Source organism: Sporosarcina sp. ANT_H38 (assembly GCF_008369195.1).
In the GTDB taxonomy this organism is placed as follows: Bacteria; Bacillota; Bacilli; order Bacillales_A; family Planococcaceae; genus Sporosarcina.
Genome location: NZ_VOBC01000003.1, coordinates 315,738 through 330,158, shown reverse-complemented (window position 1 = coordinate 330,158; position 14,421 = coordinate 315,738). Strand labels below are relative to the sequence as shown.

Here is a 14,421-nt window from a genome sequence, read left to right as displayed (position 1 = left end):
TCTATTACCTTGTTGGTGGAAGTGTAAACGAAAAGCTTTCAAGAACTATGAAGGAAATGATTTATGGGTGTGTTACTAACAAGGGGGCGTTCACTCGTAGTGCCATGTTGGTGAAAAAGTCTGGTGTGAGGAAATAAGAACCGATTGTAAATGTATTTCAGTTTTGAATTTCGTTTATGGTGGTGATAACTCTAATTGTTAGGCGCTCTTTTCTAGTATATAAATATGAATTGAGTAATATATTTCAGACTATGTGTTAAATAAACTTTACTTTGTGTATGAAATATATTACACTCAGTTTATAAGAGGTGATTGAAATGACTTTAACTAATGAAAGAAAGATACGAAACAGAATTGTTGTACTAAGGGCCGAAAGAGGCTTGTCACAAAGAGAGGTGGCTGACAAATTGGGGGTGAGCAGGCAGACAATTATTTCTCTTGAAAAAAATAGGTACAATCCGTCTTTGAAATTAGCGTATGATATTTCACTGATGTTTGGGGTAGATTTACACGAAGTTTTTCAATATGAAGTCGAGGAGGAGTAAGAGGTTATGGGGATTTTATTAGCTGTGTTTCATCTTGTCTATGTAGTGATCTTCTTTATTGCAATATTTATTTCTTTGAAATTTGAATGGGGTGAAGAATACAAAGACGAACGCGGGAAAAGTATTTCTAATAAATCATATAGTATAGTATTTCCATTATTGCCTCTCGGGTGGCTTTTCCTCGAATTGTATAATCGATTCATTAGCGCTCTGGAATATGATGCGTACAAATGGGCAATTTGGTTTTTAATCACAGGATTATTAATTCTTCAAGCAATTATCCTTTCGGTATTAAAAAGAAAATATTAAGTTAGCTATTCGCTCACACATAATGTATGTGGAAAACTTGGATTGTTAGAAAGGGAGTTGTTGCGTGAATACTCTTGCGTGGATTGGGATGCTGGGAATCGTGATTCTTACACTCTTGCCATTAGCCAAAAAAGAGAACAGAACAAAAGAGGAAATGCGGAAAGTAATAGTAACGTTAGCAATTATACTCGGCATCATTATCACCGTGTTAGTGTTCGGCGTTAATTATTTACTCGCATTGATAGTCGGTTTCTCGGCAATGATTGTATTCGATAAAAAAACGTATACAAAAAAGCGATTGAGCATCTATGGTTCAATTATTCTAATCATCGGAATCGCTGGCTTTGCCATATCCAGGGAAAATCCTGAGTATGTCCTAAACCATCTGAAAGACAATCCTAAAACTACCTCCCTGTACCTAGCGGAAAACGGTGTGACATTAATCACCTACCAATCGGATGTAGTACGGCCGTTGGCAAGTACCGTGAAGATACTGATTGCTGCAGAATATGCAATGCAAATCGATGCAGGCCAGCTGAACAAAGACAGTTTAGTGCCGCTTGAGGACTTAAACCGCTATTACTTAAAAAACTCGGACGGCAATGCACATGAAGAGTGGTTAAATGCGATGCAAAGTGAAGGTAAAATCAAAAATAATGAAGTGACACTGCATGATATCGCAAAAGGAATGGCCACCTACAGCTCCAATGCCAACACAGACTACCTAATCGATTTGCTCGGAATATCTGCCATCAATGAGCGGGCAAAAGCCCTCGGGCTAACACAGCATGAGGACGTCTATCCAATTGTCAGTGCTATCTTGATTCCAAATCAAATAAAAAGCGAATCGATGAATGAGAAGCAATTAATCAAAAAGCTCGAGGCCATGTCGATGGAAGAATATCGCACATTAGCTGAAGAACTAAGCGAACAAATGAAAGAAGGAACCATTAAAGCTGGAGATGTAACATATGGTCCGTCTACAGATGTGCAAAAAGTGTGGTCAGATCGCTTAGTAGGTGCATCCGCAAATGATTACGGGAAATTACTGGCAGCGATTTCGAATGACCAATTTCCGAAGACAGCCTCTGAAACTATAAGAGACTTACTCGAATGGCCAATGCAGCTAAACGAAAGCAATCATGACCGCTTTGTCCATCTAGGCGCAAAGGGCGGATCAACTTTATTCATACTGACAGATGCATTGTATGCAGAAGATCACAATGGGGATAAAATCGAAATCGTCCTTATGACAGATGACCTGAACTTCTGGCAAGGAATGCTCATCAGAAATAACATGAATTCATTCGAATCGAAGTTACTTGGAAGTGAAGATTTTCGTCTGGAAGTGCAGAAGGAACTCTCTGAAATGTAATGCATTAAGAACCGAATAAGGAGTCCTAAATCGAAAATAAGGAACAAGTAAGGTATGTTAGCGTACTTTATTTGATCCTTATTTTGTTTTAACCTATCCTAATGCAAAATAAAAAAAGATATCTGGTTCTAAAACAACTTAGAATTGTTTCAGAACTAGGTACTTTGCAATTAGTCGTTAGGAAATAGAAGGGGAGCAAGCAGTGTGTAATTTGTGATTTAGACGAAGGGTACTTCAAATAGATCTGTACAGCAGGTTACGAATTAATCGTCATACCCGCCATTCAAGAAGGGTTTTACATTGAATCTGCTGCAACACAGTATGGAAGTGAAGCATGTTTGACGAAAGTGATTACGTGGGGTGAATTTTTAGCGATTCATGACAATAGTAATTGTGATGCTTATTGGACGGATTGGTATGATTGTTGAGGAAATACAATATGCAAGAGGTTCTTTAAGGATTGAAGGGCCTAGCTAAATTAAACATTTAAACGGTAGCGATATGGTATGATTTGTATATAATTAATGGCTAGGACCTTTGAAGATTAATGTGGAAAAAATAAGATTAAGAATAGGTGATTACAATCAAAAAAATAGTACATGTCGTAGGAGCAATTATAGAAAGTGAATCCGGTAAAATCCTTTGTGCACTACGAGGGCCAGAAATGACCTTACCGAACTACTGGGAGTTTCCAGGTGGAAAGATTGAAGAAGGCGAAACAAAAAAAGAGGCTTTGAAAAGAGAAATTCAAGAAGAACTTGGCTGTATGATTGAAGTGTTTGATCAAGTGGAAGATACTACGTATGAATATGAAAAAGTTATAGTGAGGCTAGAGACGTTTATGTCGAAAGTTATTTCTGGAACGCCAGCGCTTTCGGAACATGCGGAAATAAGATGGATTTCGAGAGAAGAGTTACTGTTGTTGAACTGGGCGCCCGCTGACATTCCGGCAATTGAAAAGTTAACGAATCTAATCCAGAAGAAATAAAATAGCGAAGAGATGCGGTGATAACATGGAAAGTTTTATTCGGAATTTAACTGACTCACTGCAAGAGGGCTTCATCGATAAAAACCAAAGCAACTCCGGTAGTTTTAAACCAGAACTATTAATCAATAATGTTAAGAAAAATATAAACGTTTTAAATACACTACAAGAAGAACTTGAAACCAGTGAAGACTTCATCTTTTCGGTAGCTTTTATTACTGAAAGTGGTCTTGCTACAATGAAATCCCTGTTTTTAGATCTTAAGGAAAAGGGTGTTTCAGGTCGAATATTAACCTCTACATATTTATTTTTTAATCAACCAAAAGTATTTAAAGAGCTTATGAAGTTAACGAATGTAGAAGTACGCTTAACACAGTTAAAAGGCTTTCATTCCAAAGGTTATATCTTTAAACATAAAACGCACTACTCTCTGATCGTGGGTAGTTCCAATCTTACTGCGCATGCTTTGAAAGTAAATTATGAGTGGAATGTAAAATTAACGTCCCATGAAAATGGTGATATTGTTCATCATTTTAAACATCAGTTTGAAGACGTATGGTCTAACTCAGAATTACTTACTGAAAAGTGGATAGAAAGTTATGAAGTAGAATACTTAAAAAATGCAGATCTTAGACTTGCAGAGCAAGTGATCGAGATGCCTGCAACCTATAATCCAAATGCAATCGAAGAATCGGTGAAAATTGTTCCGAATGCCATGCAGAAAGCAGCGTTATTACAGATACAGGCTGTTCGTGATGAAGGAAAAGACAAAGGTTTGGTGATTTCTGCAACTGGTACTGGGAAAACGTATTTATCTGCATTTGATGTTAGGAGTTTTGCGCCTAAGAGAATGCTATTTATAGTTCACCGGGAGCAAATACTAAACAAAGCAAAAGAAGATTTCCAAAGAATTTTGGGTGGAATCGATGAAGAGTTCGGATTATATGTAGGTGCTAGCAAGCAGTTAGATAAAAAGTATCTATTTGCTAGTATTCAAACACTGTCAAAACAAGAAAACTTAAATCAGTTTGACCCGAAAGATTTTGATTATATTCTAATAGATGAAGTACATAAGGCAGGGGCCGCTTCTTATCAGCGTGTTATTAATTATTTCAAACCGCGATTTCTGATGGGAATGACAGCTACTCCGGAGCGGACGGACGACTTTAATATCTACTCATTGTTTGATTACAATATCGCTTATGAAATCAGGCTGCAAGAAGCACTTGAAGAGGACATGCTTTGTCCATTTCATTACTTTGGCGTAACAGATCTTGAATTAGATGGAGATTTAATCGATGATACTGCCGTTTTCACAAAGCTCGTAACCGAGGAGCGTGTAACCCATATTATTGAGAAAATTAATTACTATGGTTTCTCAGGTAATGAAGTAAAGGGGTTAATATTCTGTAGCCGAAAAGCCGAAGCAAGTGAATTATCCATTGCGTTGAACAATAGAGGATTTCGAACAGTGGCATTAACAGGGGATGATTTACCAGGTGAAAGAGAGCGTAGGATAACCCAATTAGAAAACGGAGTTCTTGATTATATTTTGACGGTGGATATTTTTAATGAGGGAATTGATATTCCGAGCATAAACCAAGTGGTGATGTTGAGACAAACTCAATCGAGTATCATATTCATTCAACAGCTCGGACGTGGATTACGAAAGCATGATTCGAAAAACTATGTGACGATTATTGACTTTATTGGCAACTACAAAAACAACTATCTAATTCCGGTTGCACTCTCAGGTGACAAATCTCAAAATAAAGACAATGTTCGTCGACGGACAAAGGATACAAGCTATATTAAAGGCGTATCAACAGTTAGCTTTGAAGAGATCGCTAAGAAAAGAATTTTTAGTTCAATTAATGAAAGTAATTTGACCGCATTGAAAATTTTACGAGATGCCTATGTAGAATTGAAGAATAAAATCGGCAGGGTTCCCTACTTATATGATTTTGTAACAAATCATTCCATCGATCCTGTTGTCATCGTAGAGAAGCATACGAACTATTATCAGTTCTTATTGAAAATGAAAGAAGAAGTTCCTGCTTTAACGAGCTATGAAGATAAAGTGTTAACAATGCTTTCATTGGAAGTTTTAAACGGAAAACGTCTGCATGAAATTCTTTTGCTGGAACAATTACTTGGACACGAAAAGTTTCATTATGATGACTTTGTGAGTCTGCTGACTGCAAATAACTGTAGAACAGATAAAGCAACAATGGCATCAGTGAATAGAATCCTGGATTTATCATTTTTCACAACAAGCGTTCAAAGTAAGTATGGCGGAAAGCCATTAGTCGCCGTATATGAAAGTGAAAATTATATGTTGAATGAATTGATTCGTGAAGGATTAACAAGTAATCCTTACTTTAGAGAGCTAATTCTAGACGTTATTCATAGTGCAAAAGCGAAGTCGAAGCTGTATAAATGCAATCGCCCGCTCACGCTATATGAAAAATACTCCAGAAAAGATGCCTGTAAGCTTTTGAATTGGAATGTAGATGAAAGTTCAACTATGTATGGATATAAGCCAAAGCACAACACTTGTCCCATCTTTATTACTTACCATAAGAACGAAGAAGTGGAATCGAGCGTTAATTACGGCGACGAACTCCTGAACCCGGAATTACTTAAGTGGTACACAAGAAGTAATCGATCATTAAGTTCCCAAGAAGTTCAGAAAATCATTCATTCAGACGACAATAATATCGCTATTCATATCTTCGTGAAAAAAGATGACGATGAGGGAACCGATTTCTATTACTTAGGACAAGGGGACCCAGATAAGTCCAGTGTTGAAGAAGGCAGAATGACTGATAAGAATGGGAAAGATCTTCCTGTCGTTCATATGAATATGGTGATGGAGCAGGCTGTGGAGAGTAAACTTTATAATTATCTGAAAAATGAGTGAAATAAGTGTTGAGTCATTTTATCCTATACAATCAAGTGGTGGAAATACTTGTTAGTTATTTTTTGTAGGGAAAGTACAATAACCGAACTAGCGATTGAAATGGGGAGAGAATATGTCAACACAGCTCAAAGAACCAAAAATAAATGCACTTCTATACAAAAAAATAGAAGATTATATTTCAAAAAGTGGTGACAAAGTAACTGAAGAGGATAAAAAGTCATTTGTTACAACCTTGTTAAGTGGAAGAAGTGTTGATCTTAGTGGAGTCACGGCAATAAGGGGATTCATATATCAGTATTATGTAGCTACTAAATATTTAGTTGAAATGTTGTTTTCTGAAAAAGCTTGGTGGGACAAAGTCATTTTTGAAATCCTTGATGATATTGCACTTTATGGGGATAAGAATATTCGATTTATCCAAGCGAAGACAAAACGTGATAGTGATGTTGTTAATCACTTAAAGCTTGGTGAAATGCACGAGAGAATTAAAAAAAAGGGCAGTTGGTTAGATAAGTTGTTTTTACTTAATCTACATATATTTGATTTAAATAATAATGTTCCAAAAAGGGACGATGCATTTTTCGATGACTATGATTTACAGTTCGAGCTTGCTATAAATACTCAGTACAACAAAGATATTGCGGTTTATGAAAAAGACGATGATTTTTACTCTGAGATTGACGAAAAGGAATATCAAAAACTAATAAAAAGCATGGATGTAGACAACTTGGATTGGGAGGTTGAATATAAAGGGGAAAAATTCAGATTTAGTAAAGTAGGCTACGACGATCCAATTAAAGATATTAGTTGGTATCTTAAAAGATTCCGTGTTAAAAGACACGGTCATATTTTAGCATTAAGGCAAGAAATAATTGACAATATTATGAGTAATACTACTGGCAATATGGATACATTCCATTCATATAAAGCGAGCATTATTTTAGACATGATTTTATTAGAAGTGATTAAGAAAACTTGTCAAGACAGTGAAAATGTTTCTTTAGACACCTTTGTTTTTGAAAAAAACTCTTTTAGATTACAGTTCAATGAGTGGTGCGAAATGGCTGATCATAGTGCGTCAGAATCAGCAACTCGTGATAATCTTCATGAAAAATTCACTAGTTGCTTTGACATAATAAGAGCTGAATTTCAGAATGGGGCATGGAAGCCTAATTTAAAACAGGAGTTGCTAACAACATTAACTAATTTACAGCAGCAATTATCAAGTGATGTACAAAGTCATAGGGATCCATTTGCATACCATAGATTCTTGCACAGGATATTTAACTTGAATAATTTCTCTACAAGACTTCCACTTGACGACGTTGATAAAGTAAGAATAATTAATGCCTTGAAAACTTTCGTTTATTGCCTTGTTTTTTATAATGAAACGGAATATACGCATATGGAATCGCGTCTTTCTGTAGCAAAAGGATTAGATAGTGATCAAAATGGTAAGATTTTTTCGATATATAATACACGTAAAAGTATTGATATGGAATGGGCAAAGAAGGCGGTAAGGGCTGCAGTAATGGAATGTTCAGTTTCAGAAGCATACAGTCATGACTTTTATTGTTTTGTTGCCGATGTAAGAGAAGGGAAGAGTAAGAAAAGAAGCAGAAGAAGAACTGATAGTATACATGCCTCTGTTACGGATGCATCCCAAGGTGATGAACAGCAAGTAGATATGGATGATATTTTTCAGGGGAATGAGATTACTAAACATTTGGAAAATATTCAATTTCGACCAATAAATATAGTCGAAAATTATTTTAATTATCTAGAGGACGATCAACCAGAAAGTTCTTTTCAAGAAATAGATGTAATAAATGACTGGAACTTAGAGTTGTCAGATGAATGAAGAGAAAGTAGGAGGATTTATGAATTCGAATACCGTGTTGCAACGATTAACCAATAATTATGGTTACAGTGAAATTATATTTGAGGATGCAGACTTAATAACTAGACTTCGTGAGCGTAATCTTGAGGTGTGGAAAAACGATAAAAGATGTATGGTTACCAAAGAGTATACGAGCGAGGCACAATTAAAAAGTTGGTTTGTTGATCAAATCATAATTTCATTTGTATATGATTCTATACCAGCAAAGTACAGAAACAATTTATACTTTTTATTAATTATTAATACGGGAATGAAGAAGTATTCTGTTCCAACTTTAAATATGGAAATAGAAAAAGATTACAGGGTTTGTAGGAAGTATGTAATTGAGTCGTTGGAGGATTTAAAACGTGTTCCTTCACTGAATGATAATTTTGGTCAAGGTATCATTGATCCACTAAACTTCGACAAGGAGTTTATTGTGAATTTAAACAAAGAACCTGACAACGAGGAAGAGGGGAGATTATCAACAAGAGTTAGGGAAATTGTTGATGTATATTTCAAGTTTTATGATATGCCCAGAGAAAACAAGGAAGAGCAAATAAAAGTAATAAACCAGATATTAACAAGTGAGGTGTGCCAAGTTGAAAATTGAAATGCTACTCATTCGTAACTTCCGCATATTTAATGGTGTTTATGAATTTGACTTTTCTAATAAAGATTTGATAATCATAAGTGGTCCAAATGGAAATGGAAAAAGCACAATATTTGATTCGATTCAGTGGTGTTTAACGGGTAGTATACCACGCTATGAGGGAAGTAACGAAAGACAAAAGTTTAATTACTTAATGAATGAAAGCTTGTATAGGGATAATCGCGCTCATACTATGTCAGTAGAGATTTGGTTTCGTTCTGAGACAGATAAAGTCCATAAGGTTAAACGGATACAAAAGAAAAGTAAAGATGGTCGTATGTCACCCTCCCAAGTTATGGTTGATGGGGATAATTTAAATAAGACAACTGGAACTGAAAGTATCCGTAACTTATTTTCCAATACTAGTCATGAAGAAAGAAAAAGTGCAATAAACCTGTCGACTTTCTTTGCGGCGACCCAATTACTTTCCCAGGATGCTTTACAAAACTTTATTAGATCTGATAAACCTAGTGAGCGTTATAAACTTATAGATAATATTTTAGGCGTTAGAAAATATGGAATTGATTTTGAGAACTTTATAGAAGAGACAAAGGAGGTTGCTAAGAAAAAACAAGAAAACTTAATTGCGGAATTAAAACAACCCCAGGCAGAGTATGAAAGAGTATCCATCCAAATCAATGAAAAGGAAAAATTAATGCTCGATCTTGGTTTGATGTCAGAAAAAGAAGCCATTTCAATCATTAATGAACTAATTGAAAGTATAAGTAATAATGATGATATAAAGGATTTCAATATCCTTGCAGTGAAAAAAATAGAGAATGGGATTATTAAAGAGTTAGTTGCGATACAGAGTTTCGTAACGGCTAAAAAAGAATCACTGGAACAATTAGTACTTGCGATTCAAAATGGAGAGGAAGCCATATCCCTACAACCTCAAAACTATACACAACAACGGCATGAGGCCGTAAGACGGTACAAATGGCTTAAGGATAAAACATTTAGAAGGAATAAAGGCAAGGAGATAGTTACTCAAAGAAAAATTTTAATGGAGTCTTTAAAAATACGAAGAAGTTCTTATCAGGAGACTAAAACAAATTACGAAGAAGCTCGCCGGCAATCGATGAAAAAGGCAGAAGATATAGCTAACTTATTAGCCCATAAAGAAATTAAAAAGATTATTAATAATTACTCGAACACAAATGCATTCCTAACTAAGTACGACGAAAACAAAAGTGAATTTTATCTAATACAGGAAAGTGAAAAATACCATGAATTGGATAATAAGATAAAAACGCTAAGGGGCCTAATAGCAGGACTTGATGCTGCGATTAACAAAGAGAATGAGGAACTTTTAAGAAATAATGCAGAACTTGATAGAATAAACTCTGAAATTGAGGGTGTGAAAAACAAGGTATCGGAAAGTAAGGAATCACTAGTCAGTAAATTGGTCCGACAAGTACAAGATCATTTATTACAGGAAAAGGATAATAGTGTTTGTCTAGTTTGTGGAACAGAGTATATTAAAAGTGAATTTCTTCAACAAAAAGTGTTGGAACAAATAGAAAGTATAAACAAAAGTCTTACAGAATTCGAGAAAATTCTTTTAGATCTAACTGCGGAAAAAAGTGTATTTAGTGAGAAGATTAGAAAAGTCAAAACAGTAATCAAAAGTATGGGGAATAATATTAATGATTATAATGCGCAGATTGATGAGATGATCTTAGGGAGAGAGGTACTCATAAATAATACTTTGGGATTATATGACTTTATATTGAATAACTCTTCACCGCTAAGCGGAAAAGAGGAAAAATTCAAGTTTTTAACCGAATATAAGCTAGGTCGTGAACTCATACATAGTCTTGGGGAAATGAAAGAAGAAATAAAAGAGTTACAAGATAAAGGTGATCTCTTTAAAAAGAATATTGACTTATTGAAATTGGAATCAGGTAATTGGAAACATTACTTAGATCTAAATGAAATTTTTATTCAGAAGAAGTTACAAACTGTGAATAATTATTTTTTAAGAGTTGCAGAGGAAGAAATAGGACTTCAACAAGAGGTATTAAGTATTAATCAACAAGTTGTGTATTTAGATAATAAATGGGCAAAAAGGGAAAAACAAATAAAAGAGATACAAAATAAATTACCGGATTATACCGGTAATATTTATGAAACGCATAAATGGACAGAGCTATTAAATGAACGTGTAGTTTTGCTGAATAATTTGGAAGAAAAAATAAAAAATAAACTTCCGAAAGTCAGGAACTTCTTGCAAGTGGATGAAGTCACTAAATTAAGTGGAGATCGACAGTTATTAAAAGAAAGTATAGACGAAAGAACTAAAACTTCTGAGAGTTACCATAAGTTTATAAACGAGGAGCTCGAATTACTGAAAAAGAAACATACGGAGGTTCGTAGTGACTTAATTAGTGATTATCTGCTACGCCATTCTGAATTTATAGATCAACTTTTTATGCAAATAAGTCCGCACGCTATATATAGGCACGTACAGTTAGTTCCCAAGGAAAAGAATCTTTATATTGTTTTAACTAAAGAAAGTGCCAAGGATCGAAATTTTAGAAATCTAGAAGAAAACGAGTTAAAGCAGCAATTTAATGCAAGTCTTAAATTTAGTTCAGCTCAATCAAATGTGCTGGCAGTATGTATCTTTCTTGCACTAAATCGGTCCCAAAAATGGACAAATCTTAACTTCTTGGGTATTGATGATCCTTTTCAGAATCTGGATGATATAAATGTCTTTTCTTTTCTTGACGTGCTTAGCCAAGTTGTACTTATGCAAAATAAGCAACTATTAATAAGCACACACAATGAAAACTTTGTTCAACTTTTAAGTGTGAAAATGGGACTAGATGCTAGAAAGGTGGGAACGATTGTCTTTAGTGCATATAACGAGGATGGAGTTAATGTGAAGGGAAATTGCATTAAAGATAACGTTGTTACTTTATTTTAGGGTAATTGCTTTTGGTGGATAGTTTGAATTAAGAGTAATTATTAGATGTTAAACTCAGGTATCTGCGCAAAAAAACAGCAAGTCGGATTTATATATCTATTCAGAGTAATAAATCGTTTATTATTATTTCTTGCATGAGACCGCTTACTAACTACAAGAGCTCCCTAGATTGGAGGGAGCTCTTATAGTTCATTTCTATTTGATTTCAAGGTACAAGTAGCTATTCAGTAAATTCGTTACAGTGCATAGATATGAAATGAAAACCCTATGTACGCGGAAGTATCTATTACACTTGTATACTTATTCAGTGTAGTTAATTGTTTTCCGTTGTTTCCTGCACAGGCACCGATCACCAATTTTCATTTTCAAAAGTAGACTTGTAATATATTGAGAAATTTACAGTGTATTAGATACGCGATATATTACCTGGTATCTTAATGATATTAGTACTAGAAATAATTACATTAATCGTATTAAAGAATGTGGTTCAAAGGTAAGTTTTCTGTAATTAGTATATAACAATAGGCTAAGTATTATGAACTGGTGAGATTTGTATTAGTTACTACGGAGGAGAATTAAGTGGAGTCTTACAGTAAAAAAGACAATTTAGTTAGAGCAGCATTATTTTTAGAATATGAGGGAAAATGTTTTTATGAAGGATTTCCGGTAAGATTCAAAGAAATGCACATAGACCATATAATTCCGGAGTCAATAAACGAACAAGAACTAAAAGAAGTTATTGATAATTTAGGACTTCCAGAAGACTTTAATGTAAATAGTTTATATAATCTTGTACCATGTAATCCTAATGTTAATCAAGTTAAAAACAAGAATCTTTATCCCATAAAATTTTTAGGCCATTGCATACATGATGGTACGTCTAAGAAAGTTTCTAAAATAATAAAACGAATAGAATTACTGAAAAAGAAAAATAATAATGATAGAACTATAGCGAAATTAATTGCTATTTTGGAAGATAATGTAACGGTTAGTGAGTTAGAAGATGTTTATGATTCTGTATCAAAAGAAATGCCTTTTGTTGAAGAAAAACGAACGTCTTCTAATAGTTATTATAATAGCAAATCTAAAGTTCAATTAAGAGGGTATCTACCTTCTTATCCAGATTTAAAAGGCAGCTGTTTAATTACTTTTAAGAATCTTCGTTTAAGAGATTGTATGATTTCATTAAGTCATGAACAAATTATGACAAAACTTTTTGATGGTGCGGAAACGAATTTGAAAGATAATTTAAGAAGTTTTTTGCTTTCGCTTAAAGAAGAGGAAGCGAATACGTATTTTGTGGATTTGGGTAATGTTAGGATGCCGTTGGAAGAAGATGGAGTAATTCAGTTGTTAGAGATTATTGATGATTTTCACGAGATATATATTAAGAAATACTTAGAGATATATTTTAAATTTAGTTGGAACAAATTCGATAAAGTAAATAATTTAAGACATGAGTTAAAACTATGTGAGATAAATAAAAGCTTATGGTTTGAGATTATTGAGTTTTGCAGGAAGTTTGATTATGAAAAAGGGGATTCGAAATGGCATATCTTTGAATCAAGCGGAAATATGATAAAAGTCTATGATAAAATGACTGGAGATTTTAAGTCCTTTATTTTGCCTCGTATAGAAGAGACAAGTATCATATCTACTACTGAAGAATATGTTTCTCTTGTATGGACTGATGAGTTTTTTTGGAGTAAAAGGATTGATGATTTCGGGAAAACTAAATATTGGAGTCCGTCCTTTACATATGATTGGATAATTGAGCAGTTAATACCTCAAGCTATTTTTGATAAGCAAAATAGTGAACAAAACTTATTTCGACGAAAATTATCTTTTGAAAGTTTTAAAAATAACTTTGATATAAACAAATACGTATTTTTAAAAGATTTTATAGACGAGAATAAATTATTAGATATATTAATAGAATTACAAGAATTCTTTACAGGATTACCTCGTCTTGCACTTTATAAAAATGACATTATCATGCTATATAAATGTCTAAGAGATATTCTATTAAAATCAAAACTAACTATACATGAAGTTAATTATATTAAAGATAAATTGAAATTAGTGAATGCTGTAAATACGGATTTATTGATTAAGAAATTAAACGGTTTAATCAATGATGATGAATATGATGAAAACTTAGTTTCAATGTTTTCAGTGGATTTGGTTTTTAGATGTATGGTAGTTATTATAAGAGATTGTAATAATAAACTTACTCAAACAGATATTGATGAAATCAAAGAAAGATTAAATAAGTTTCTAAAGCTTATGTATAGAGAAAAGGCTAGAACAATATAAAAAAAACTAAGAAAATAACCACATATAGCTACATTACGGGGAACCGTATCATAAGTAAGCGAGGTTTCCCTATTTGAGAAAAATACTAATACTGAAAGGACATTAATTTAAATAAAAGCTTAGGTGAAAAATTAGGTGCTTGGTTCTAAAACAATTCAGAGTTGTTTTTATTAACAACGCTTTACTTTTTAAGTGAATACTTCTTTCCTTTTTTATCTATCACTTCGAAATGGGTTGCAGTGATATGCACATCTTTGGCAAGGACGTTCGAAAGTTTGCTTGTTTTCTGATCCAGCAGACTATATTTGAACACTCCTTTTTTATTAAAGTAGTACATTGTGGAGTGATCGAATGCTATGGATTTATTTTTTTGGTTGACTTTATTATGCTTAGGTGTGAATGCAACATCATCGGAAATGACGTGAGCATCGAATCCGAATTCTATTTCCTTAATAATTTCAGGTGCCAGATCACTAGTGATACGATAGAAAGAATACAACCTACA

Annotated in this window: 10 protein-coding genes; 9 read left to right on the top strand and 1 reads right to left on the bottom strand. The window is 33.8% G+C overall.

Annotation, left to right across the window (positions count from 1 at the left end; genetic code table 11):
* Positions 1-317: 317 nt before the first annotated feature.
* From FQ087_RS17130 to FQ087_RS17090, 9 genes are all read left to right on the top strand, one after another.
* The gene (locus tag FQ087_RS17130) at positions 318-545 is read left to right on the top strand and encodes a helix-turn-helix transcriptional regulator (RefSeq protein WP_149581802.1); all 228 of its coding nucleotides are present in this window, start codon (positions 318-320) and stop codon (positions 543-545) included.
* A 6-nt stretch (positions 546-551) separates the two neighbouring features.
* Positions 552-854 (top strand): hypothetical protein, encoded by a 303-nt coding sequence (locus tag FQ087_RS17125; RefSeq protein WP_149581801.1) that lies wholly within the window; start codon positions 552-554, stop codon positions 852-854.
* Between the two features lie 64 nt (positions 855-918).
* Positions 919-2,229 carry a serine hydrolase gene (locus tag FQ087_RS17120; RefSeq protein WP_149581800.1) on the top strand — a complete coding sequence of 437 codons (1,311 nt, stop codon included), beginning with the start codon at positions 919-921 and terminating at the stop codon, positions 2,227-2,229.
* A 583-nt stretch (positions 2,230-2,812) separates the two neighbouring features.
* Positions 2,813-3,217, top strand: a complete 405-nt coding sequence (locus tag FQ087_RS17115; RefSeq protein WP_149581967.1) for a (deoxy)nucleoside triphosphate pyrophosphohydrolase — start codon at positions 2,813-2,815, stop codon at positions 3,215-3,217.
* Between the two features lie 25 nt (positions 3,218-3,242).
* On the top strand, positions 3,243-6,137 hold the full coding sequence (locus tag FQ087_RS17110) for a DEAD/DEAH box helicase (RefSeq protein ID WP_149581799.1): 2,895 nt from the start codon (positions 3,243-3,245) through the stop codon (positions 6,135-6,137).
* Positions 6,138-6,249: 112 nt separating this feature from the next.
* Positions 6,250-7,998 carry a dsDNA nuclease domain-containing protein gene (locus FQ087_RS17105; RefSeq protein WP_149581798.1) on the top strand — a complete coding sequence of 583 codons (1,749 nt, stop codon included), beginning with the start codon at positions 6,250-6,252 and terminating at the stop codon, positions 7,996-7,998.
* The gene (locus FQ087_RS17100) at positions 7,991-8,629 is read left to right on the top strand and encodes an ABC-three component system middle component 1 (protein WP_149581797.1); all 639 of its coding nucleotides are present in this window, start codon (positions 7,991-7,993) and stop codon (positions 8,627-8,629) included. The genes FQ087_RS17105 and FQ087_RS17100 overlap by 8 nt, the downstream gene beginning before the upstream one ends.
* Positions 8,619-11,600, top strand: coding sequence for an AAA family ATPase (locus FQ087_RS17095; protein ID WP_149581796.1), 2,982 nt, complete (start codon positions 8,619-8,621; stop codon positions 11,598-11,600). Before FQ087_RS17100 ends, FQ087_RS17095 begins: the two co-directional genes overlap by 11 nt.
* A 579-nt stretch (positions 11,601-12,179) precedes the next feature.
* Entirely contained in the window at positions 12,180-13,916 is a 1,737-nt protein-coding gene (locus FQ087_RS17090; protein WP_149581795.1) for an HNH endonuclease, read from the top strand.
* A gap of 181 nt (positions 13,917-14,097) precedes the next feature.
* On the opposite strand, the gene FQ087_RS17085 is transcribed toward FQ087_RS17090, so the two are convergent.
* A complete protein-coding gene (locus FQ087_RS17085; RefSeq protein WP_149581794.1) occupies positions 14,098-14,415 on the bottom strand; it encodes a hypothetical protein in 318 nt (105 codons plus the stop codon).
* Positions 14,416-14,421: the final 6 nt, after the last annotated feature.

Excerpts from the sequence above, each read along its gene's own strand:
- FQ087_RS17130 (WP_149581802.1), top strand. The coding sequence starts at position 318 with ATGACTTTAACTAATGAAAGAAAGATACGAAACAGAATTGTTGTACTA.
- FQ087_RS17110 (WP_149581799.1), top strand. The coding sequence starts at position 3,243 with ATGGAAAGTTTTATTCGGAATTTAACTGACTCACTGCAAGAGGGCTTC.
- FQ087_RS17125 (WP_149581801.1), top strand. The coding sequence starts at position 552 with ATGGGGATTTTATTAGCTGTGTTTCATCTTGTCTATGTAGTGATCTTC.
- FQ087_RS17105 (WP_149581798.1), top strand. The coding sequence starts at position 6,250 with ATGTCAACACAGCTCAAAGAACCAAAAATAAATGCACTTCTATACAAA.
- FQ087_RS17100 (WP_149581797.1), top strand. The coding sequence starts at position 7,991 with ATGAATGAAGAGAAAGTAGGAGGATTTATGAATTCGAATACCGTGTTG.